The sequence below is a fragment of the Nitrosopumilus sp. b3 genome (assembly GCF_014078525.1).
In the GTDB taxonomy this organism is placed as follows: Archaea; Thermoproteota; Nitrososphaeria; order Nitrososphaerales; family Nitrosopumilaceae; genus Nitrosopumilus.
In genome coordinates this window covers 15,048-37,223 of the sequence record NZ_MU078697.1, presented here as the reverse complement: position 1 = coordinate 37,223, position 22,176 = coordinate 15,048, and the positions used below count along the sequence as shown (strand labels likewise).

Genomic DNA, 22,176 nt, shown 5'->3' with positions numbered 1-22,176 from the left:
CCCATGACATTATTAAGCTAGGAAATAGTGTTGAATTTAAAAATGAAAAAAATTGAAATCAACAAAATTTACAACATGAACTGTATTGAGGGAATGAACTTAATTCCTAAGAACAAGATTGATCTTGTAATTACTGATCCCCCATTTGCAATAAATTTTAAGGCTAAAAAAGCAAACTACAATAGAACTTCATCGCGTGTATTATCTGGTTACAATGAAATCAAAGTAAAGGATTACTATGATTTCACCTTTGCATGGATGAGTGAGGTCTTTCGAATCCTCAAAGATTCCGGTAGCATGTATATTTTTTCTGGATGGAATAATCTTAAAGACATTCTCAGGGCATTAGATGACGTTGGATTTACAACTATAAATCATATAATTTGGAAATATCAATTTGGTGTAGTGACAAAAAGAAAATTTGTTACCTCACATTATCATTGTCTTTATGTTTGCAAAGATGACAAGAAACGAAAATTCTTTCCCTTTACTAGATTTGGCAAAGATGAAAAAACAAAAGATGGTCGTAGTCTTCATTATAAAGATAAAGAAGATGTTTGGGACATCAAAAGGGAGTATTGGACTGGAGATGAAAAAACACCCACTAAACTTCCGTCAGAATTAATTCAAAAACTATTGGAATACTCTAGTGAAAAAAAAGATGTTGTTTTTGATCCATTCCTTGGTTCAGGACAAGTTGCAGTGGTAAGTAAGTCACTTAATCGACAGTACCTTGGTTTTGAAATTGTTTCTGATTACTACAAATTTGCCAAAAAACGACTTGATAAAAACATGTATAGAATTAAAGATTCAAAATAATTATTTTTTTTCAGGTTCATCTGTTCTTTTTTGACCAATTTTTTCTGCTATATTTTTTCGAATCTCTTCATCTGTCTTACCTTCAACTTTGACTCCTGCAGATCTTGCAATCATTTCTAACTTTTCTCTTTCTGTTTCCACAGGTCCTGAAATTTTTGGTGTATCTTCGGTAACGCTCTTCATCTGATCTTGGATTTCATTTTTTGCTTTGTTGTATTCATTGACTGCTTTTCCTAGTTTTCTGGCTGTTCCTGGAAGCTTGCCTGTTCCCAAAATTAATACAAGTGCTACAAAAATTATGATTAGCCATTCACTTCCTCCTACATTTAGTGAATGTTCTAACATATTCTGATATGTGAAAATTTGAAATTAAACGTAATGTTGTGGATTCATGCCTAGAAATGGATATTTTTATTGAATATCATATATGAGAAGCACTTATTGATTTAAATAAATTCAAACCTGTTAACTATTATGAAAAAAGTTGAAGCAATAGTTCAATCTGGCGTAAAAGATGCAGTAGTTGCTGCAATCAAAAAAGTTGGTGTTGGCGGTGTAACTACTCATCAAGTTCAAGGTCAAGGCGCACAAGATCCTCCTTTAGTTGGACAATATTTTAGCAGAGATATGATAATTTGTGTAGTCGATGATCCTAAACTCGATGATGTGATAGATGCAATTGCAAATGTTGCATGTACCGGAACCAAAGGTGATGGCAAAGTATTCGTTACAGACGTTTGTGACGCACTTGATATCTGCACCAAAAAACGCGGAACAATGGATATCTAATTCAAAACTCTTTGCGGTTCTAATTTCTTTCTAGATATTATTGCAAATACCGCTACTCCTATTCCTATTATACAAAATAGGGCATATGGTATTTCATTTCCAAATGATTGTGATATTGGTCCTCCAATTGTAGGTCCTATTGCCCATCCCATTCCGAAAATAGTTTCATAAGCACCAATTATTTTCCCTGATATTGCTTTTCTTGTCTTACTCAAAATTATTTCCAATGTAAGTGGGAAGAAAATACTAAATCCAAACCCCATCAAAACTAATGCAATTCCAAAAGTGATGATTGATTCAGCATAAATTGATATTGCCAATCCCATTGATACTGCAATAGTTCCTGCAATCAAAGTGTGACTGGTATTTCTTGCAAACTTCCCTGCTAGTGCTAGAGATACAACTCTTGATATTCCAAAAACAAAATACAACAATAGAATATCAGATGCCGTCATCCCTCTGTCATTTAGAAATGCAGGAAAAATAGTGAGAATTATTCCAAATGAGGATGTACAAAAAATCAACAAAATTATGACTTCGGGAAATTTCTTCATTTGTTTAATTGATGAAAAAGAAAATCCTTCATGGTGATTTCTAACCCTTTTTCTTGAGGCTAAAAGCGCAGTAATTATTCCTGCTGCCAGAATAAATGCTGCAATTTGGAATAGAATTCTATATGTGATGTCTAGGCCTTCAAGGAATGCGGTTCCAAGTAGTGGGCCTACCATAAATCCAATTACGAAAAACATTGTAAACCAAGAAATATTTCTGACTCTGTCCTTCTCCGAACTTTCATTAGATATTATGGATTCACATGGCGGCCAAAAAAATGCGTGAGCAATTCCTGTCATTACACGAAATCCCATTATCTCAGGAACTGATTGTGCGACAGATAAAAGATAGATTGATGCTGAATTCATTGCAGCACCTACTGCAAGTAAATGTCCATTGTTAATTCTATCAAGTAGAATTCCTACAAACAATGGAATGAACATGTAAGGAATGAAATTTGTTAGTCCGATTAACCCAAGTTCTGAATATGTTGCACCTATGACATTCTTTGCAAAAACTGGTAAGATTGGACCGTGAAGCCCATATGAAATTCCGATTATTAGACCTGTGATGTTTACTAAAATTAATACTCTGTTCATTTGTATGCTGCAACCATTATTGCCCCGCCCATGAGATCTTTTTCAAATTCAACTCTGGAAAATTTTTCTAGAATTAATCCTTCGAGTTTTTTGTTTGCAGGCCATCTCTTGAATGTTCCATATAATGTTCCAAACTTTAATCCCAATCTTCCACCCGCAATAAATGCAAGAATTGGTAGAATACATCTCAGATAAAATGAAACCCCTGCTCTGATGAATGCATCATCTGGTTTTCCTAAATCTACAATTACAAATCTTCCTTCTTTTTTTAAAACTCTGTGAATTTCTGAAATTGCAATTCTCAAATTGATTGCATCCCTTAAAGAATATCCACACAAAACAGCATCAAATTCCTCATCTCTAAACGGGATGTGTTCAAATACTCCATTTGCCATGTCTGGAGATTTGTCAAAATGACTGCTTGTATTTTTTAACATAGGGACAAGCGGATCATATAGTGTGATTGAAATTTTACCGTCCGTTAATTTCATTGCAGTCTTTGACATGTTACCAAAACCAGAGCCTGCATCAAGAATCTTGTTTCCTGGAAGCACTCTTCCTGAAATTCCTCGATTCCTGTGTTCAACATCTTTTCCCAAAGAAATAATGGAATTTACTTTATCATAAACTGGAATGATTTCTCGAAGTACTTCCATTACTTCTCCCCAATAACTTCCTAAACCCATGATTATCGTCTCAGTAAATCTGTTTGAATAGTTTTCAAATCTAAAACTTCTATTGAGTGCTAAATTTTGATGCGTTTTTTGAATAGTTTTCTACATCTGAATCAGAAATTTTCTCAAAAACTTTAGATTCTGCAGTTATCTTTGCCATCTTTACATTATTTGCACCATCTTTTTGTTCAGACTTTAGATTAATTGCTGCAATAGCTAATGTTGCAGCGTCTTCCAAATTCATGTCTTCGTTATAGAATTTTTCTAAAAATTCATTAACATCTTCTGCACCTGCACCTATTGCAACTGCTGAATATTGTAAATAAGTTCCACTTGGATCTGTGACATAGATTGATTCTCCTTTTTGATCAATCCCTGCAATGATCATTGACACTCCATTTGGACGTACTCCGCCATATTGTGTGAATTGATGTGCTTGATCAGCTAAATGTTTTGCAACTGTTGAAACTTCGACTGATTCATCATATGTCATTCTATTTCCTTGTGAAAAGAATCTTGCACTGTCTACTTGAACACGTGCATCAGGAATGTATCCTGCTGCTGCAACTCCTATATGATAATCGACTTGAAAAATTTTCTGTGTGATATTTTTAGTTTGTAATGGACGTGGTTTTTCCTCTACTGCTAAAATAACTCCTTCCTTGCTGAGGATGCCAATTGCGATTGTCCCTCTTTTTACGGTCTCAATTGCATACTCTACTTGGTAAATTCTGCCGTCTGGAGAATACATGGTTGGAGTCATATCGTAACCACGTGATGCCATCATGATATCACGAGTCTATTCTCAGTCAATTTAAGGGTAATTGTCTTGCCTGAATATGGAAAAGATCTGGAAATAGGGTTTTAAGCAAAAATCTCTATTTTCTATTGATGACAAACCAGCTCCTGGAATTCAAAGAAATTATCAGATCAAAGCAAGTTCTCCAACAAAGAAAACCCGACAAGCAAACTCGAAAATTACTTCTTTATTTATTTACAAGCACAAGAGGGGGATTTACCCGATTAAGAATTGTCATTCATTTGCTTGAAAAACCATACAATACTCATCAATTGGCACAAGCACTTGATCTTGATTACAAGGCAGTTCAGCATCATATGAAAGTATTAGAAAAAAATAACATGGTTTCAAAAATCGGAGAAAAATATGGAGTGATTTATCACCTATCAAATTTTCTCGAATTAAACATCCATACATTGGAAGAGGCAATCGATAAACTAGATAGAAAACTGAATCACAAAAAAATTTACATCTAATTCATCATTTGCGATCTGAAATTTTGAATGAAACTTAATATAATATAATTAATTTTGAAAATCATCTTGGTTAAGAATGATCCTTTTGCTAATGCAACTCAACAAGTTAATGATGCTTGCGATCTTCTTGGAATTAAGGATAAAGGATTACGCGAATATCTTGCAATGCCAAACAAAGTTTTGAGAGTAAAAATTCCAGTAACAATGGATAATGGTAAACTTAGAATTTTTACCGGTTTTAGAAGTCAACACAATAATGATAGAGGTCCGTACAAAGGAGGTATTCGATACTTTAACCCAGAAGGTGGTGTTGAATACATGGAACGTGAAGTTATGGCACTTTCATCTTGGATGACTTGGAAATGTGCAATTGTTGATATTCCATTAGGTGGAGGTAAAGGTGGTATCTTTGTCAATCCTAAAACTGAAAAAATTAGTGACACTGAACTTGAAAAAATAACACGAGGTTTTGCATACAAAATATCTGAAATTATTGGTCCTGCAAAAGATATTCCAGCTCCTGATGTCTATACAACTGGTAAAGAAATGACACAAATCATGGATACATTTAGCAAACTAAACGGTAATCAATATTCTCCAGGTGTAATCACTGGAAAACCAATTTCAATGGGCGGTTCACTTGCAAGAAATGTTGCAACTGGTTTAGGTGCAGCATATACAGTAAGAGAAGCTGCAAAGGCAATTAAACTAAATCTAAAAGGTGCTAAAGTTGTTTTACAAGGATTTGGAAATGCATCAACATTTGCAGGAGAGTATCTTGAAAAAATGGGTGCAAAAATAATCGGAGTTAGTGATTCTAAAGGTTCTATATCTATTCCTAAAAGTGCAAAGGTAAGTAAAATTTTAGAGTATAAACAAAAACATGGTTCTGTTGTTGGTTTCCCTGGAAGTAAAAAAATCTCTACTGAAGAATTACTTACTACAAAATGTGATGTTTTAGTCCCTGGTGCATTAGAAAACCAAATCGATGCAAAGATTGCAAGGAATCTCAAATGTAAAATTATTGCAGAAGCTGCAAATGGCCCAACATTACCTGAGGCTGATCCAATTATCTATAAAAAGAATATTCTAGTAATTCCAGATATTCTAGCAAACTCTGGTGGTGTATGTATTTCATATCTTGAATGGGTTCAAAACAATATGGGATACTATTGGACCTTTGACGAGGTTGCAAATAAGATGGAGAAAAATATCACTAAAGGATTCAAAGACGCATATGAAATGTCAAAGAAACACAAGGTAGACATGAGAAAAGCAACTATGGCTTTAGCAGTAAATAGAGTAATAGAGGCTTTTAACCAAAAAGGTATTTGGCCTTAGACTAGATAAGATTCGTAACAAACTAGTTGCTCAATAAACATAATTTTTCCTTTTGTTATCTCTCTGAGTTTTCTTTTGTATGAAAGATCAATCTTTGCTCTTCTTTGAAGAAGATGAATTGTTTTTCCAGTTAGGTGTCTTCCTTTTTTATCTCTGTCAAAAAGTAAGATGATGTTTTTGTATTTTGAAACATAGTCTGTAAAATCTACCATTCCCTTGAATTTGTAAAATTCTAAAATTTTTCCACGATATCCTACTTTTCTTAATGCACTAGAGTCTCGCTTTCCTTCTACAGCAACTATGCAATTAGTCTTTGAGTTTAATTGTAAAACAAGATTTTTCAAGTCTATAATTTCTTGTTCCGTTACTAGCATGCTATTCTCTCTGTTTTAACATATTAAGCACTTTTGTAAAATATCAATAATGTCTGAAGTTTTACTAATACAAAATACTAGAATCGAAGGTTCTGGATATCTTGGTGAACTTTTAGAAGAGGATGGATTTCATATTACTTCAGTTCATGCCAAACACGAAAAGATTCCCGAAAAAAAATTCCCACTTGCTGTAATTTTAGGTGCACCAGAAAGTGCAAATGATGATTTGCCCTACCTTGAAGAGGAACAAAAACTTATCAAAAATTATGTGGCAGAAAATATTCCTGTATTAGGAATATGTTTAGGTTCTCAACTAATTGCAAAAACATTCGGTGCAAAAGTTTATCCTGGACCTAAAAAAGAAATTGGATTTTATGATGATTTGAAAATCTCAAATAGTTCGCCCCTTTTTTCTGGTTTCAAAAACCCTTTCACTGTTTTTCATTGGCATGGTGATACCTTTGATTTACCTGATGGTGCTATCAATTTAGTCTCATCTGAGTATTATCCCAATCAGGCATTTCAATACAAAAGTGCAATTGGATTGCAATTTCATTTGGAAGTAAATGAGAAGATGGTGAATCTTTGGCTTGATAATACTGAAGAAAAACTCAAAGAAATCCCATACATCGATCCACAAAAAATCCGTTTAGATATCATTGAAAATATTTCAAGTGTAAAATCAAATATGAAGAATTTTTACAACAATTTCAAAACGTCATTTGACCTTTGACCAAAGTTTAATATACTTAGATTTGATTTCATCGATCGAACGATGGCTGCCGTGAAGAAAATTTTTGAAGAAATTATTCAAACAGATCACAAAGTAATTACTGAAGAATCATCGAAATCTATTCTTAAAACTTATGGAGTTAAAGTCCCACCTTATGCACTTGCTACTTCTGCAGATGAAGCAGCAAAACAAGCAAAAAAAATTGGATTCCCTCTTGTAATGAAAGTTGTATCTCCACAAATTTTACACAAGACTGATGTTGGAGGAGTAAAAGTTGGAATTGATAATGTCAATGACGTAAAAAAGACATTCAATGACATGTATGGTCGTCTTTCTAAAAAGAAAGGTGTTGAAGTTAAGGGAATTCTTTTGGAAAAGATGGTTCCAAAAGGCGTTGAACTCATTGTAGGTATTCAAAATGATCCACAATTTGGTCCAATGATAATGGCTGGATTGGGTGGAGTTATGACCGAAGTCTTCAAAGACGTTGCATTTAGAATGCTACCTATCTCTACATCTGATGCTAAATCAATGATTAATGAACTCAAAGGTTCTAAACTTCTGAAAGGCTTCAGAGGAAGTGAGCCAGTTGATCTTAACATGGTCGCAAAAATGTTAGTAAACATTGGAAAATTAGGCGTAGAAAATGCCGATTACATCAACAGCATTGACTTTAATCCGGTAATTGTTTATCCAAAATCACATTATGTAGTTGATGCAAAAATTATTCTAAATAATAAATTAAAAAAGAATTCTATCTCTAAAGCCAAACCAAACATTGAATCAATGGAATCCTTCTTCACTCCAAAGTCCGTTGCACTAGTTGGAGCATCTGCAACACCTGGAAAAATTGGTAATTCTGTTTTAGATGCACTTGGAAAACAAGATTACAAAGGTAAGGTGTATCCAATTAATCCAAAACAAAAATCAATTCTTGGAATCAAATGTTATCCGTCATTAGAAGACATTCCAGCCAAAGTTGACCTTGTTGTTGTTTGTATTGATCTTTCATTATGTGGACCAATTATGAAGACCTGTGCAAAGAAAGGAATTCATAATGTTGTAATCGTTTCAGGTGGAGGTAAAGAGCTTGGTGGTGATAGAGCTGCCATGGAAGCTGAAGTAAAAGAATTATCACTAAAACACAAAATCCGTGTGGTGGGTCCAAATTGTATTGGAATGTTTAATGCTGCTAATCGTCTTGATTGTGCATTTCAAGGACAAGAAAGAATGGTACGTTCAAAATTAGGAAATGTTGCATTTTTCTCTCAAAGTGGAACCATGGGAATTAGTATGTTAGAAAGTGCTGATGTGTTTGGTTTGTCCAAGATGATTAGTTTTGGTAATCGTTCTGATGTTGATGAGGCAGATATGATATGGTATGCTGCAAATGATCCCCAAACTAAAGTCATTGGCTTGTATGTTGAAGGATTTGGTGATGGTAGAAAATTCATCAATACTGCTAAACGTGTAATGAAAGAAAAGAAGAAACCCATAGTAATCTGGAAGAGTGGTCGAACCGCAGCAGGTGCAAAACAAGCTGCATCACATACCGGCTCACTTGGTGGTTCAAATGCAATGATCATGGGTGCATTCAAACAAGCAGGAATTATTTCAGTTGATAGTTATCAAGAACTTGTTGGAGCACTAAAAGCACTAGCATGGCAACCTCCTGCAAAGGGTAACCGTGTTGCTATGACTAGTAATGGTGCTGGTCCAATGATTGGTGGAATTGATCAATTAGAAAGATTAGGTTTGACAATAGGAAAAATGTCTCCACCAATTCTTAAAAAAATCAAGGCCCGATTCCCACCAACTGTTCCAATTCATAATGGAAATCCAGCAGATGTTGGCGGTGGTGCAACTGCCGATGATTATAGATTTGTCATTCAACAATTCCTAGATGAAAAAAATATTGATATTGCGATGCCATGGTTTGTCTTCCAAGATGATCCACTTGAAGAAACAATTGTTGGTTTCTTAGATGATCTCTCAAAGAAAAAGAAGAAACCAATTATCGCAGGTGGAAATGGTGGTCCATATACTGAAAAAATGATAAAATTGATTGAGAAACATAAAGTTCCAGTTTATCAAGATCTTAGAACTTGGGTTGCAGCTGCATCTGCATTAGCCCAATGGGGCAAAGTCCTAGGAAAATAGAGAACATTTAATTCCCATATCTTTTGCCAAATTAACATGTCACTAGTTACCACATCTACTTCTGATGGCATTTGTACTGTCAAAATTAACAGACCTGACAAACTCAATGCTATGAATACAGATGTTGCAAAAGAACTAATCAAAACTTTTGAGGAACTAAATCATGATGATAATGTAAAAGTTATCATTTTGACTGGTGAAGGAGAAAAGGCATTTTCTGCTGGTGCAGATATTGAATACATGTCAAAAATCTCCGCAGAGGAATCAGTTGACTATGCTAAAACTGGTCAACTTGTTACTTCAACTGTTGAATTAGTAAAACAACCAACTATTGCTGCCGTTAATGGTTTTGCTTTAGGTGGAGGCTGTGAGCTTGCAATGTCATGTGATATTAGAATAGCAGCAGATACTGCTAAACTTGGACAACCAGAAGTAACCATCGGAGTTCCACCTGGATGGGGAGGAACTCAAAGATTAATGCGAATTGTGGGAATAGCAAAAGCAAAAGAACTTGTTTACACGGGTAAAATGATCAAAGCTGATGAAGCAAAAGAAATAGGTCTTGTAAACCATGTAGTTCCTCTTGCATCATTACAAGAAGAAGCTTTGAAAATGGCACAACAAATAGCTGGAAACTCTACAATGGGTGTTCAAATGTCTAAAGTTGCAATTAACAAAGGACGAAATGCAGATCTTGATACTGGTCTTGGACTTGAAATACTTGCATGGAGAAATTGCTTCACTCATCCAGATAGAGAAGAGCGTATGACAGCATTTGTAAACAAGTCAAAAAAATAGTTATTTCCAATTTCCTTCTTATTTTATTCAAATTAAAAAAATAAAACTAGAGTTTTTCAACTCTACTTTACTGTAATTGAACCTACTCTCCAAGGATGGAATGAACAATAGTAGTTGTAAACACCAGGTTCATCAAAAACGAATTCATATTTATCACCTGTGTATAATGGGGGACTGTTAAACCAATCAATTACTTTTCCAGTTGCATCTAGACTCTGAATGTTGTGTGGTACTGAATCATCATTTACCCATGTAACTTTAGTGTCTTTAGAGATTTCTAGATTCAATGGTAGGTAAAATCCTGCACTTGCAACCTCTGAGTTTCCATTTGGAATTGTGACTAATGCTTGATGTGTAACTTTTTCAGTATCAACACTATCTATAACAATGACTCCATTTTCAATCAAAAATTTTACCATGTTTAGAAATTCTTGTTCTGAAACAACTCCTTCTCCATACCATAATGCTGTATTTTTTACCCATTCTGGAACTGATTGTGCATTTACAAAATTCACTGAAAATGAAATCAGTAAAATTGAAAATACTATTGTCGAAAGAACTATTTTTTTTGATAACTGTTCCATGTTTTAATTTTGATTTGGAGGATTAATCTAGAGTGTATACGATGTCTTGCAGTGCAATCATCTTTGTTAAATTCAATCTATTTTTCTTTAGACTATGCAGGAATTATTTCAATCTAAAAAGATAGTTGATGATGAAAGAAAGCAAATTATTTTAGAAATTCTAGCTGATAAATATTGCAAACAAATTCTCCATAATACTTTAGAAAAGCCAAAATCTGCCATGGAGATTTCTAATGAAAAAAAGATTCCAATTAGTACTGTCTATCGAAGACTACAAACACTTTATGATGCAAAATTACTGGCAATATCTGGATCCATCAATCAGGATGGAAAAAAATACTTTCTATACAAAAGTAAGGTGAAATCAATTTCTTTAAAATGTGATTTAGAAGTTACAACAGTTGAACTTTTTCCTAATATTTCTGGGGGTTGTGACAACGATCTCTGGTGAATAATGACTAAAACATGAATAAATTCCTGAATTACTAGTGTGCTGGGTGGGAAAAGCTTATTATAATTTGAAGCGGCATTTTTGTTTATAATGGCAACTGAGCAAACACAAAAGATGATCACAGTCAGCACAAAAGCAGCTGAAAAGATCAAAGAATTCATGAAAGAAGAAGCAGAATCACCTGAATATCTTCGAGTATATGTCCAAGGTGGCGGTTGTTCTGGTCTATCTTATGGGATGGGCTTTGAAAAGGCACCAGAAGAAGATGACATAGTCATGGAAGAAAATGGAGTAAAACTCCTAGTTGACAGTTACAGTGTTGACCATCTACAAGGTGCAAACGTAGACTATATTGAAAGTCTAATGGGATCTGGATTTAAAATCAATAATCCAAACGTTACAAAATCCTGTTCATGTGGTCACTCATTTAGTACTGAATAAACAACTATCATTATTTTTCATTTTTAGATTTGCATAGCATTTGCTAAGCTCATTTATTTTTTGAATTTTTCATGTGCTGTAACCTATTTTGCGATACCCTCATATATCGAAGGTAGACACCCAAATCATGATAATAAAGGAGATGAACTTATGTCCGGTAAATCAGGAATTGTCAAATATCACGTTAAACTTTCCTATGAAGTTGATGGGCTCGTTGAAAGAGCAGATATAATCGGAGCTATCTTTGGCCAAACAGAAGGACTGTTAGGCCCAGAGATGAATCTGAATGAGCTGCAACGAGTTTCAAAAGTAGGACGTATTGAAGTTAATAGTAAATCTACTGCAAACACTACTGCAGGTGATGCTTTAATTCCAATGAGTACTGATATTGACACCTGCGCATTAATTGCTGCAGGAATCGAAAGTATTGATAAAGTAGGACCTTTTGATTGCACCTTCAAATTAGAAGCAATTGATGATGTACGAGCAGCAAAGAAAGATGACATTGTAAGACGTGCAAAAGAAATCAAGCAAAAATGGGCTACTAAAACAGTTAGTGAAGGAGAAACCATGTTAAATGATGTTCATCAAGGCGATGCTGGTAAACTCTCAACATATGGACCATCTAAATTAACATGTAGTTCTGGCATTTTTGATTCTAAATGGGTAATACTAGTAGAAGGAAGAGCAGATGTAATCAATCTCCTAAGAGCTGGTTATGATAATGTTTTAGCAATTGAAGGTGCAAAAATTGATGAATCCATCAAAGAACTATGTAACAGTAAAGATACTGTAGTGGCATTTCTTGATGGAGATAGATCTGGTGGATTTATTCTCAAAGAACTAAAATCTGTTGTAACTTTAGACTATGAATTACAAGCTGATACTGGTGTTGAAGTTGAAGAATTAACTCCAACAAGAATTGATGAAATTCTAAGACCAATTGCAGATGAAATTAAATCCGGAAAACCTGCACCTGAACTAAAAAGTGAAGATGATAAACCTCTTGCAGAAATTGCATCAAAAGTTTTCCCAAATCTCAATGAAACGCTTGAAGCTGTTGCATTAGATAGTGATCAAAATGAAGTTTTCAAAGTTCCTATCAGTGAAGTAGTAAGTAAACTGTCTTCCCAATCTGGAATAAAGTATCTTCTACTTGATGGAATTATTACCCAACGACTTTTAGAAGGCGCCAAAAATGCAGGTGTAGAATGTGTTGTTGGTCACAGAGTTGCCAAACTTTCAAACTCTGATGGCATGAAACTAAAAACATTCGGTGACTTGGGCGTATCTTAGGAAACTAGATGACTGAACTAAAAATTCAGCACATCTTAACCCTCTCATATCTCTTATCCAAAGGTGCAAAACACAACTATGTTACCATTACCACTTCCTCTCTTGGAAAAAATATTAAAAAATCTCAGCAATCTGCATCCAAGCATCTATTGGAATTAGAACAGAATCAATTCATAGATAGAATAATTAGTGGTCGCAACATTTCTGTTAAAATTACTCCTAAAGGATTTAATGAAATGGTAAAACTCTCAGCCATACTTAGAAAAAGTTTGGATTCCTCACCCTCTTATGTTGAACTTAAAGGAACTCTGGTTTCTGGAATGGGTGAAGGTGCCTACTATATGGGATTAAAAGGATACACAAAACAATTCCAGTCAAAAATTGGATATGTCCCATTTCCTGGAACTCTAAATGTAAGATTAGATAAAAAAATACATCAAGAATCTATCAAACAATTTGAAACTTTGGATGGTGTAAAAATTAAGAGCTTCTCAGATGGAAAGCGAACTTATGGATGGGTAAAATGCTTTCCAGCAAAGTTAAACAATTTAGCCAATTGTGAATTAATCATACTTGAGAGAACACATCATGATGATTCAATTATTGAATTAATCTCTAAATCCTGTCTGAGAAAGACTGCAAAACTTAAAGATGGCTCAAAAATTTCAATTAAAATTAAAATTAATTCCTAGATTCCGTGAATAGATTCACCATACTCTTTTTCAATTTTAGAGCTGGAACTTTCTGGAATTGGAGACTGTAATCTTGCAACCTTTGCATCAAGCTCGATTTTTTTACATCCTTCAGTTATGAATTTCTCTTGATGTACTTGGTCATAACCCAATGCGATTATTTCTGGTCTTACAAGATTCACCGTTTTGAAAATGTCGTCTTCTTGACCTATCAGACATAGATCCACCATTGATAGTGAATTTACTAATTCTTGTCTCTGTTCTTGACTGTGAATTGGATTTCTTTTCTTCATCTTTACTGCTGTATTGTCTGTTGCCACAACAACTACAAGCACATCGCCTAATGCCTTTGCTGCATTTAGCGTATGAATGTGACCTGGATGAATAATGTCAAAAACCCCTCCAGCTAAAACTACTCTTAATGAACTCCTGCCCATTTCTGTAAGTGTGCATCTATCTTCATTAACAAATTGGTTTTTTACCAATTCATCAATCTTTGAATTTATCATGTCCTCTGATAACATACATTTTTTCATAATGGCTTGTGATAATGGTTTTCCATCAATTTGGCATACATACATCACTGTTAGAATTATTTTTTCACTTTGATCCAATATTTTTTCTATCTCTGACCCTCTCTTTAATTCATCGCTCAGCATTACATCTTTGGATCAAGACCTTTGGCCAGTCTTAATGCATCAACTAAACCATCTGCGTATCCAATGCTCAATATTGCTACCTCATCCTGACCATCTTCAAGAAATTTCTCTGCATCTTTAATGTACAATTCTGCATTTTCTAAAATCACTTGAAATTCTTTTTGATTCTTGTAATGTGGTTCAATTTCCTCTAAAGCCTCTCTTACCATTGGTACATATTTTTCCATCATTTGTTTTGAAATTTTCTTTGTTTTTGCCGAATTATCAAATGGCTCATCGATGCATTGACCTAATATCTTCAAGGCATCTGATTCTGTAAAATGTAATCTACCTGGTATTATCACTGTATGCGGTGGTTTTCCAAAATCTTTTTTCTTTAAACTAGATATTTTTCCTGAAATGATTAATTGATCTCTGAATCCTATTCTTGATGCAACAATTGCGTAGCTATCTGAACTAATCACATTTCTTTTTTGTCCTTTCTCTGTTTCTATTAGTCCATCTAATGCATCTTTAGGATCTAAGAAAAAATCTTTGTCTTGATTATATTCTAAAAGAAGAACTGTGTGGTTTCCTTCAATAATATTTTTGTAAATGACATAATATGGGGTTGTAAGAGATTTCATTTCACTCATTATTGTTGCAATTCTTCCAACTTTGTAAAAATGTAAACCACATTCTCCAATCATTGAGGTAAGGGATGATGATGCATGAATAGAATGCGTTTTTATTTTTTCTTCAATTGCTCTTGTTCGTAACTCTATATGCGTTGTTGCAATGTAAGGATCCCCGTAGGAGAGTAACACAACTTTCTTTCTCTTAGCATTTTTTAGAATCTCCTCTCCGTCTTCTACAAGCCATCTTTTTGCTGGTATGAATTCTCCTTTAATTGCATTTTTAATTTTAGTTAAGTCTGATTTACCAATTGGACTTGTAAATTGTTCAAGGTATACGATATCTGCCTTTGATAAAATATCTATTGCCTCAATCGGAATTGATTTGAATCCCGAAATTCCTAAACCTACAAACCAAAGCATTACTGCATCTTTCTGTCATGAAGTCTTTTTAAATGCTGTAGAGTCTTCTTTAGGATTTCTATCCCTTTTAGATATTCTTCAATGGATACTTTTTCATCAATTGTATGTGCTTCATGAGGATCTCCTGGACCATACGTGACTACGGGAATTGCCCATTGGTTCCCTAAAACATTCATGTCACCAGTTCCTGTTTTTCTGATTAATGTGGCCCTTGATTGTGTCTCCTCAAGAATACCTAACGTTAAGGCCCTAACTAGTGGGGAATTATGTGGTGCCTCAAATGGTTCTGTCTCATCAAGAATTGAATAAAATGCTTCGACCTCCCGTTTTTGAGAAATTTCTTTAACTATATCTGCAATTTTTTGCTCAATTGTCTTACAATTCATATCTACTGGAATTCTAATATCGAAAATTGTTTCACATTCCTTTGGAGTAATGTTATGGCTAGTGCCTCCTCTGATCTCCGTCATTGATGATGTTAACAACATTCCTTTGGTTTTATTTTCTTGATTTTCTTCCAATCTTTCTTTTAGCTCTTTTGCAAAAATCATTGATTCATGAATGGCATTTTTTGAAAGCCATGGTGCACTTGCATGTGAACTGTCATCGACACTTATTTTGAGATTAATAGCTAATCTTCCTTTGTATGCAATTGTTACTTGGTTAATTCCACTAGGCTCTCCAAAAATTGCATAATCAATTCCTATGTCTTTTTTAACAAGATTTTTAATTCCAGTTGCGTTTCCTTCTTCATCAACAGCTCCTACAAAAATTATGGTTCCATTATTATTTTGAATTGATGCGGCTGCAAATAGCATTGCCATTAATGGGGCTTTTGCATCTGATGCTCCTCTACCATATAGTGCATCTCCTTCTTTTCTTACTTTGACTTTTCCTGGTACAACATCCATGTGACCGCATAACATAATTTTTGGAGATCCAGTTCCCTTCCTTGCAATAACATTTCCAACTTCATCTATCTGTATATCTTCAAATCCCAAGTCATCACATTTGTCAGCTAAAAATTCTGCCATTGGTTTTTCACTTAATGATGGTGTGTAAAGTCTCAATGCTTTCTCTAACATCTTTACTGCAAATCTTGATTCTGATAAATGACTAGTCAATTCTTATTTTTCTATATTTAGGGCATAATTTAGCATTAATGATGGGATATCTACCTCGCAAACTCTAACTGTATTTTTGTATTCTGTGGTGTTGTTTACTTCATGTACTACCAATCCTTTTTCATCACTTTCCATCAAATCTACGCCTACAATATCTCCTTGAACTGCATTTTTTGCTTTGATACACATCTCTTCCATTTCTGATGTAACCTTACATGGTTCTGCCTCCCCACCAAGTGCCATGTTTGTTTTCCAATGTTTTGATTTTCTGTAAATTGCAGCAACAATTTTGTCTCCTACCATTATTGCTCTAATGTCTCTTGGAGGTCGTTTTACGAATTCTTCCAGATAATGGATTTGATAAATTGGATACATGTTCTCTCTACTTTCAATAATCCCTTCGGCTGAATCTCTGTCGTTGAGTTTTGAAATCAATCTTCCCCAACTGCCTACAGTTGGCTTGATTACTTTGGGGAATCCTTGATCATCTAATGCTTCTAACGCTGCATCCTTTGAAAATGCTACAGTAGCATCTGGTGTTGGAACACCTGATTTCTTTAGTAACATATGTGTAAATAATTTATTTCCAGCAAAAACGCCCGTGTTTAGACAATTAATTACCTTGACTCCTAATCCCTCAAGAGCTGCAGTTGAATGTAAATTTCTGTAATAGCTAACACATCTTTGAATTACAATTCCATAATCTTCAGGTTTTTTTTCTAAATCTAATGCTAACTTCTTACAATCCACCATCTGAATATTGATGTTGTTTTTTTTTCCTGCTTCTAGAAGGGCTTTTTCTTCCCAACGGATGGAATCGTAAAGAATAGTAACGTCAGGACTCACTGTCCCCAATCCTCGCCAACCGTTTGGGCAGGCTTTAGTTGGAAACCGTCTGAACTTTTTTCTAATTCAAAACTTGCGCCACATTCGGGACATGTTACAATTTCTCCTTCAAGTGCATCACTTGGGATGGATATTTCTGCATCACATTCTTCACATTTTGACATATCTTATCTTCCACAACCCTCTTTATTTATCATTAATTATCTTTTTTTCAAGTCTGTCTTCGAGTGGTATTTCTATTAGATCTCCCATTCTAAGTCCTTTTAATCCTGCAGCCACTGCTTTTGCACTCTCATCGTCTTTCTCTAGTCCTAATAATGACATCAAATAGGCTGCACCTGTTTTCCCTGCAAGTTCTCCAAATACAATTCTTCTTCGATTACCTACTGCCCTTGGTGGAATTGGCTCGTATGCAGCTGGGTTTCTAAGAATGGCTGCAAGATGTGTTCCTGCTTTGTGTTTGTATGCAGATGAACCTACAATTGGTTTTGAATCATATGGCTTGATTGATGTATACTCTTCAATTAATCTTGAAAGATCTAGTAGCATATCTAATCTGAAATCATTTGGTGATTTGTATAGGTATGTCAATGCAACTGCAACTTCTGCTAGTGGTGGAATCCCTGTTCTTTCTCCAATCCCATCAATTGTAGTATGTATTTGATCAACTCCTGCATCACATGCTGAAAATGCATTTGCTACTGCAAATCCAATATCATTATGAACATGTGCATCTAATGGAACATCCACTGCATCTCTAACTTTTTTTACAAAATTATACATTCCAATCGGACGTAATATTCCAACTGTGTCTGGAAGACTAATTCTATCAACACCTACTTCTTCTATTGCCTTACAAACTTTGATTAAAAATTCTGGTTCTGCTCTGCTTCCATCTTCAACTGTAAATCTAATTTTTAGACCATGAGATTTAGCATACTCTACTGTTTCAACTGATCTTCTCAATGCTTCTTCTCTTGAAATACGTAACTTGTCTTTAAGATGAATGTCTGAAATTCCTAAATATGCTGCACACCATTTGGCATCACAATCTAATGAAATGTCGATGTCCTCTTTTAGTGCACGTCCATGTGAAACTATATCTGCCTTTAACCCTTGTTTAATTATTGTCTTGGTTGCTTCTTTATGATCATTTGAAACAACTGGTGATATCTCAATTTGATCAACTCCGAAATAATCTAACATCCATGCAATCTGAATTCTCTGTTTGTTAGTAAATGACACACCTGGGTGCTGTTCTCCTTCTCTTAGAGTACTATCTAGTACTCTGATCTTCTTTGGATTTTTGTCATACGAGTTGTAGATATTTGCATAATGATTCGGATCTTTCATTACTGAAATCGTTAACATAATTTGATGATATAAACATATTCGTACTATCTTCGTTGAAAAAATTTATTTTTGATCCTAAATTAGTTCTGAAGTGATTTTTTTTTACGAAAGTCGTTTTTAGATTATTTTTCTTAAAATTATCACAGTATTTGTATCGACAACACCTGGAATCTTCCTTAATGCATCAATGGTATTATTAATCTCAGCAATACTTGATGCACTCATAATAGTTGTAATGTCGTATTGACCTGTTATTTCATAAACTGTTTTTACTCCTTCTAATTTTGCAAGTTTAAGAGAAACTTTTGATGTATCTGTTGCAGAATCAACTGAGACTAATACAATTGCACTTGTTGCATTCTCTTCTCCAAGCTCCAAAGTAAATTTTTTAATAGTTCCACTATCTACAAGATTTTTTACTCGTCTTCTAACTGCTGATTCAGAAAGTTTTAATTTTTTACCGATGTCTACAAATGATTCTCTGGCATCCTCTTTTAGATATCCTATAATTTTTTCGTCTACTTTATCCTTGTACAACCTTTTTTTGCTCCTCTTCACTTAGTACAGAATCTAGAGCATGTAAAACTTTTGTTATGTCCTCTTCGGAAATCACTAGTGGTGGGAGAATTCTTAGAATATTTCTTCCAGAGTATAACATGAGGACACCTTTTTTCATTAATCCCATAAGTATGTCCCTTACTTCAAATTTCATCTCTATGCCAATCATTAGTCCTTTACCTCTAATCTCTCTAATCATGGTGTGGTTCTCTTTTAGTTTCTCTAAACCTTCTCTGAATATTTTGCCCATTTTTTCAGAATTTTCAATTAATCCATCTTCAGTTAATGCTTTGAGTGCTGCAGTTCCTGCTGCACATGATAATGGATTTCCTCCAAACGTTGAGGAGTGCTCTCCCTTATTCATTGAAGCAAGTATGTCTGGTCTTACAAGTGTGGCACCCATTGGAACGCCACCTGCAATTCCTTTTGCAAGACACAAAATATCTGGTACAGTATCCCAATGCTCCGATGCCCATAATCGTCCTGTTCTTCCTAAACCAGCTTGTATTTCGTCAAAAATTAACAGAATTCCTTTTTCATCACAAAGTTTTCGTACATCTTGCAAAAATCCATCTGGTGCAACAATTATTCCACTTTCACCTTGAATTGGTTCTAAAATCACAAATGCTGTATCTTCATCAATTACTGAACGAAGTGATTCAATATCTCCAAAAGATGCAAAAGAAACTTTCTCAACTAATGGTTTGAATGCTTTTTTGTATTTTGGATTAAATGTTAATGATAAAGCGCCAAATGATTTACCGTGATATGATCCTTTCATTGCAACCATTCCTTTTTTGCCTGTGAATTTCCTTGCGAATTTCATTGCAGCTTCAATTGCTTCTGCACCGCTATTGTTTAGGTGAACTTGTGTGAGTCCTTTGGGAGCTAATCCAATCAATGTTTTCAAAAACTCCTCTCTCGTTTTATTGTATAGAGAACTGTGAACTGTAATAATTTTATCAACTTGTTCTTTGATTGCATTGTTGACTCTTTGATTTTGATGACCAACTAATGCAACACCATATCCTCCCATACAATCAATGTATTCTTTGCCATCAACATCCCATACATGTGATCCTTTCCCTTTCTCAACGGTAACTGGAAATCTCTGATAGAGATTTCCCATAAATTGATCTTCACTCATTCTGAATCACCGTACAATTATCATGTGCAATTGCACATGATATTGGATTCTCTTTTTGTCCATTTGCAATCAATGCTTCTTTTACTCCCATATCTAATGCTTCTGTTGATGCCAAAATTTTCTTTTCCATCCCAGGTCCTATTTTTGGTCTGATCTCTTTTGCTTCTGCCAATGACAACTTTGAAACAAGTTTGTCATCCATTAGAAGACCATCAACATTTGTAATGAATAATACCTTATCACATCCAACTTTTCCTGCCACATATGCTGCGGCTCTATCTCCGTCAACATTTAGGAATTCTGATTCTTCACTAATTGCAATTGGAGATATTACGGGTGTTAGTCCCTGCTCTAAGAGAGATTTGATAAATTTTGAGTTGACATCTGTAATTTTACCTGTATATCCACCATCAATTGCTTGCTTTCTGCCTTTTTCATTAACTATGAGAAGCTTCTTTTTTCTATCTGCTTGAATGATTTTAGCATCAACCCCTGAAAGACCAATTGCATTAATTCCATTTTTTTGAAGCATCTGAACAATAGTTTTGTTTATTCTACCTGACATTACCATTGTAAAAATCTCTGCAGTTTCTTTATCTGTATATCTACTTTTGATGCCACTTGGTGATGTGACAAATTTTGGTTCCTTACCAAGTTGCTCACAAACTTTTGTAACTTCTTTTCCCCCACCATGAACTAAGATTATACCTTCTGATTCTGCAACTTTTTTAATATCTGCAATTGTGGATGGATGTAAATCATCTACTACACTTCCACCAATTTTGATTGTGATCATATTTCTAAACAGGAGTTAACGGTGTATTTCTAAGTCCATCCATTTCATTAAAACCACACATTACATTCATGTTTTGAATGGCAGACCCTGCTGCACCTTTCATCAAGTTATCTGATGCAGATAATGCAATTAATCTATTATTGTCTTCATCAAGATCAAACCCTATATCACAAAAGTTTGAACCAACTAAGAATTTTGGATCTGGGAATTTGTATAATCCTTTTTTATCTCTAATTAGTCTGATGAATTTTTCTTCACCATAAGTTTGTCGATATAATTTCCATAATTCTTTTTCATCGATATCTTTTTTCAGGAATGTGTGATTTGTACATAAAATTCCACGAACTACATCTACAGCATGTGGACTCATTGAGACACGAATTTTATGTCCTGCAATTTCACTTAGCTCTTGTTCTATTTCCCCAGTATGTCTGTGCTTTGCAGGTTTGTATGGTCTAATTACTCCAGCTCTCATTGCATGTGCAGTTCCTGAACCTGATCCAGCACCAGAAGATCCAATTTTGGAATCAACTACAATATGATCTTCGTCAATTAGGTTATTTCGAATTAATGGTGCAAGTGCTAGCATTGATGTTACTGCCATACATCCTGGACATGAAACAAGCTGTGCTTTTTTAATTTCTTCTCGGTGTAATTCAGGTACTCCGAAAACTGATTTTGGTAAGTAATCTGGATGTGGGTGTTCCCAGCCATACCATTTGTCATATCCTTCCTGATTGTGCAATCTGTAATCGGCACTCAAATCAATAACTTTGACTCCTCGGTCATAGAGTGCTTTTACAATTTCAGTTGCAGTTCCATGAGGAACTGCTGTAAATACTAGATCACACTGATCAGTTAATTTATCATAATCTAATTCAGAGAACATCAGATCTGTGAATCCTTTCAAACTTGGTTGGACTCTGTGAAGATATTCTCCAACATGTTGTCTTGATGTTACCATACCGATCTCAACATCTGGATGATTAACAAGTAGACGAAGTGTTTCTCCACCTACATAACCTGATGCGCCAACTACACCTACTTTCATAATAAACCTCCTCGCAAAGGAGTATAA

General features: G+C 34.6%; 27 protein-coding genes. 11 read left to right on the top strand and 16 right to left on the bottom strand.

All coding sequences use genetic code 11. The features are described 5' to 3' along the window. Window positions 1-42: 42 nt before the first annotated feature. Window positions 43-819, top strand: a complete 777-nt coding sequence (locus C6990_RS09535; protein ID WP_182130794.1) for a DNA-methyltransferase — start codon at window positions 43-45, stop codon at window positions 817-819. Here C6990_RS09535 and C6990_RS09530 read toward each other — a convergent pair whose 3' ends face one another. Further along, window positions 820-1,164, bottom strand: a complete 345-nt coding sequence (locus C6990_RS09530; RefSeq protein ID WP_182130792.1) for a Sec-independent protein translocase subunit TatA/TatB — start codon at window positions 1,162-1,164, stop codon at window positions 820-822. 129 nt (window positions 1,165-1,293) lie between these two features. Here C6990_RS09530 and C6990_RS09525 point away from each other — a divergent pair, with 129 nt between their 5' ends. Further along, window positions 1,294-1,608, top strand: coding sequence for a P-II family nitrogen regulator (locus C6990_RS09525; RefSeq protein WP_182130790.1), 315 nt, complete (start codon window positions 1,294-1,296; stop codon window positions 1,606-1,608). Here the strand turns inward: C6990_RS09525 and C6990_RS09520 are convergent. From C6990_RS09520 to C6990_RS09510, 3 genes are read right to left on the bottom strand one after another with little or no spacing between them, the layout of a single operon-like run. Next, on the bottom strand, window positions 1,605-2,759 hold the full coding sequence (locus C6990_RS09520; protein ID WP_182130788.1) for an MFS transporter: 1,155 nt from the start codon (window positions 2,757-2,759) through the stop codon (window positions 1,605-1,607). The genes C6990_RS09525 and C6990_RS09520 overlap by 4 nt on opposite strands. Then, window positions 2,756-3,445 (bottom strand): class I SAM-dependent methyltransferase, encoded by a 690-nt coding sequence (locus C6990_RS09515; protein WP_182130786.1) that lies wholly within the window; start codon window positions 3,443-3,445, stop codon window positions 2,756-2,758. The genes C6990_RS09520 and C6990_RS09515 overlap by 4 nt, the downstream gene beginning before the upstream one ends. Window positions 3,446-3,494: 49 nt before the next feature. Further along, window positions 3,495-4,220, bottom strand: coding sequence for an archaeal proteasome endopeptidase complex subunit alpha (locus C6990_RS09510; protein ID WP_182130785.1), 726 nt, complete (start codon window positions 4,218-4,220; stop codon window positions 3,495-3,497). 104 nt (window positions 4,221-4,324) lie between these two features. Here C6990_RS09510 and C6990_RS09505 point away from each other — a divergent pair, with 104 nt between their 5' ends. Both C6990_RS09505 and C6990_RS09500 read left to right on the top strand, forming a co-directional pair. Then, window positions 4,325-4,708, top strand: coding sequence for an ArsR/SmtB family transcription factor (locus tag C6990_RS09505; protein ID WP_182130784.1), 384 nt, complete (start codon window positions 4,325-4,327; stop codon window positions 4,706-4,708). A gap of 66 nt (window positions 4,709-4,774) precedes the next feature. After that, window positions 4,775-6,049, top strand: coding sequence for a Glu/Leu/Phe/Val family dehydrogenase (locus C6990_RS09500; protein ID WP_182130783.1), 1,275 nt, complete (start codon window positions 4,775-4,777; stop codon window positions 6,047-6,049). Here the strand turns inward: C6990_RS09500 and C6990_RS09495 are convergent. Next, complete coding sequence (locus C6990_RS09495) at window positions 6,046-6,423, bottom strand: toprim domain-containing protein (RefSeq protein ID WP_182130782.1); 378 nt, start codon at window positions 6,421-6,423, stop codon at window positions 6,046-6,048. The genes C6990_RS09500 and C6990_RS09495 overlap by 4 nt on opposite strands. Before the next feature lie 49 nt (window positions 6,424-6,472). Between C6990_RS09495 and C6990_RS09490 the strand changes: the two genes are divergently transcribed. From C6990_RS09490 to C6990_RS09480, 3 genes are read left to right on the top strand one after another with little or no spacing between them, the layout of a single operon-like run. Further along, window positions 6,473-7,156 (top strand): type 1 glutamine amidotransferase, encoded by a 684-nt coding sequence (locus C6990_RS09490; RefSeq protein ID WP_182130781.1) that lies wholly within the window; start codon window positions 6,473-6,475, stop codon window positions 7,154-7,156. Between the two features lie 42 nt (window positions 7,157-7,198). Beyond that, window positions 7,199-9,316, top strand: coding sequence for a 3-hydroxypropionate--CoA ligase (locus tag C6990_RS09485; RefSeq protein WP_182130779.1), 2,118 nt, complete (start codon window positions 7,199-7,201; stop codon window positions 9,314-9,316). 36 nt (window positions 9,317-9,352) lie between these two features. Next, window positions 9,353-10,114 carry an enoyl-CoA hydratase/isomerase family protein gene (locus C6990_RS09480; RefSeq protein ID WP_182130777.1) on the top strand — a complete coding sequence of 254 codons (762 nt, stop codon included), beginning with the start codon at window positions 9,353-9,355 and terminating at the stop codon, window positions 10,112-10,114. Between the two features lie 62 nt (window positions 10,115-10,176). Here C6990_RS09480 and C6990_RS09475 read toward each other — a convergent pair whose 3' ends face one another. Further along, window positions 10,177-10,698, bottom strand: a complete 522-nt coding sequence (locus C6990_RS09475) for a cupredoxin domain-containing protein (RefSeq protein ID WP_182130775.1) — start codon at window positions 10,696-10,698, stop codon at window positions 10,177-10,179. A 94-nt stretch (window positions 10,699-10,792) separates the two neighbouring features. Here C6990_RS09475 and C6990_RS09470 point away from each other — a divergent pair, with 94 nt between their 5' ends. From C6990_RS09470 to C6990_RS09455, 4 genes are all read left to right on the top strand, one after another. Beyond that, the gene (locus C6990_RS09470; RefSeq protein WP_182130773.1) at window positions 10,793-11,149 is read left to right on the top strand and encodes a helix-turn-helix transcriptional regulator; all 357 of its coding nucleotides are present in this window, start codon (window positions 10,793-10,795) and stop codon (window positions 11,147-11,149) included. Between the two features lie 90 nt (window positions 11,150-11,239). Next, entirely contained in the window at window positions 11,240-11,590 is a 351-nt protein-coding gene (gene erpA, locus C6990_RS09465) for an iron-sulfur cluster insertion protein ErpA (protein ID WP_182130771.1), read from the top strand. Between the two features lie 150 nt (window positions 11,591-11,740). Continuing rightward, window positions 11,741-12,886, top strand: a complete 1,146-nt coding sequence (gene dnaG / locus C6990_RS09460) for a DNA primase DnaG (protein ID WP_182130769.1) — start codon at window positions 11,741-11,743, stop codon at window positions 12,884-12,886. An 8-nt stretch (window positions 12,887-12,894) separates the two neighbouring features. Beyond that, window positions 12,895-13,578, top strand: coding sequence for a DUF120 domain-containing protein (locus tag C6990_RS09455; protein ID WP_182130767.1), 684 nt, complete (start codon window positions 12,895-12,897; stop codon window positions 13,576-13,578). Here C6990_RS09455 and C6990_RS09450 read toward each other — a convergent pair. From C6990_RS09450 to argC, 10 genes are all read right to left on the bottom strand, one after another. Continuing rightward, window positions 13,575-14,192 (bottom strand): FAD synthase family protein, encoded by a 618-nt coding sequence (locus tag C6990_RS09450; protein ID WP_182130765.1) that lies wholly within the window; start codon window positions 14,190-14,192, stop codon window positions 13,575-13,577. The genes C6990_RS09455 and C6990_RS09450 overlap by 4 nt on opposite strands. Window positions 14,193-14,236: 44 nt before the next feature. Further along, window positions 14,237-15,274, bottom strand: coding sequence for a diphthine synthase (gene dph5 / locus C6990_RS09445; protein WP_182130762.1), 1,038 nt, complete (start codon window positions 15,272-15,274; stop codon window positions 14,237-14,239). Beyond that, window positions 15,274-16,359 carry a M20/M25/M40 family metallo-hydrolase gene (locus C6990_RS09440; protein ID WP_182130760.1) on the bottom strand — a complete coding sequence of 362 codons (1,086 nt, stop codon included), beginning with the start codon at window positions 16,357-16,359 and terminating at the stop codon, window positions 15,274-15,276. Before C6990_RS09440 ends, dph5 begins: the two co-directional genes overlap by 1 nt. Before the next feature lie 42 nt (window positions 16,360-16,401). Continuing rightward, entirely contained in the window at window positions 16,402-17,244 is an 843-nt protein-coding gene (gene lysX / locus C6990_RS09435) for a lysine biosynthesis protein LysX (protein ID WP_182130758.1), read from the bottom strand. Continuing rightward, window positions 17,241-17,408 (bottom strand): alpha-aminoadipate/glutamate carrier protein LysW, encoded by a 168-nt coding sequence (locus C6990_RS09430; RefSeq protein ID WP_048115651.1) that lies wholly within the window; start codon window positions 17,406-17,408, stop codon window positions 17,241-17,243. The genes lysX and C6990_RS09430 overlap by 4 nt, the downstream gene beginning before the upstream one ends. 22 nt (window positions 17,409-17,430) lie before the next feature. After that, window positions 17,431-18,597, bottom strand: a complete 1,167-nt coding sequence (locus C6990_RS09425) for a LeuA family protein (protein ID WP_182130750.1) — start codon at window positions 18,595-18,597, stop codon at window positions 17,431-17,433. Window positions 18,598-18,714: 117 nt separating this feature from the next. Next, the gene (lysM, locus tag C6990_RS09420) at window positions 18,715-19,134 is read right to left on the bottom strand and encodes an HTH-type transcriptional regulator LysM (protein ID WP_048115653.1); all 420 of its coding nucleotides are present in this window, start codon (window positions 19,132-19,134) and stop codon (window positions 18,715-18,717) included. Next, complete coding sequence (locus C6990_RS09415) at window positions 19,121-20,302, bottom strand: aspartate aminotransferase family protein (protein ID WP_182130748.1); 1,182 nt, start codon at window positions 20,300-20,302, stop codon at window positions 19,121-19,123. The genes lysM and C6990_RS09415 overlap by 14 nt, the downstream gene beginning before the upstream one ends. After that, complete coding sequence (locus tag C6990_RS09410; RefSeq protein WP_182130746.1) at window positions 20,295-21,098, bottom strand: [LysW]-aminoadipate/[LysW]-glutamate kinase; 804 nt, start codon at window positions 21,096-21,098, stop codon at window positions 20,295-20,297. The genes C6990_RS09415 and C6990_RS09410 overlap by 8 nt, the downstream gene beginning before the upstream one ends. 4 nt (window positions 21,099-21,102) lie before the next feature. Then, entirely contained in the window at window positions 21,103-22,149 is a 1,047-nt protein-coding gene (gene argC, locus C6990_RS09405) for an N-acetyl-gamma-glutamyl-phosphate reductase (RefSeq protein WP_182130744.1), read from the bottom strand. Window positions 22,150-22,176 lie beyond the last annotated feature (27 nt).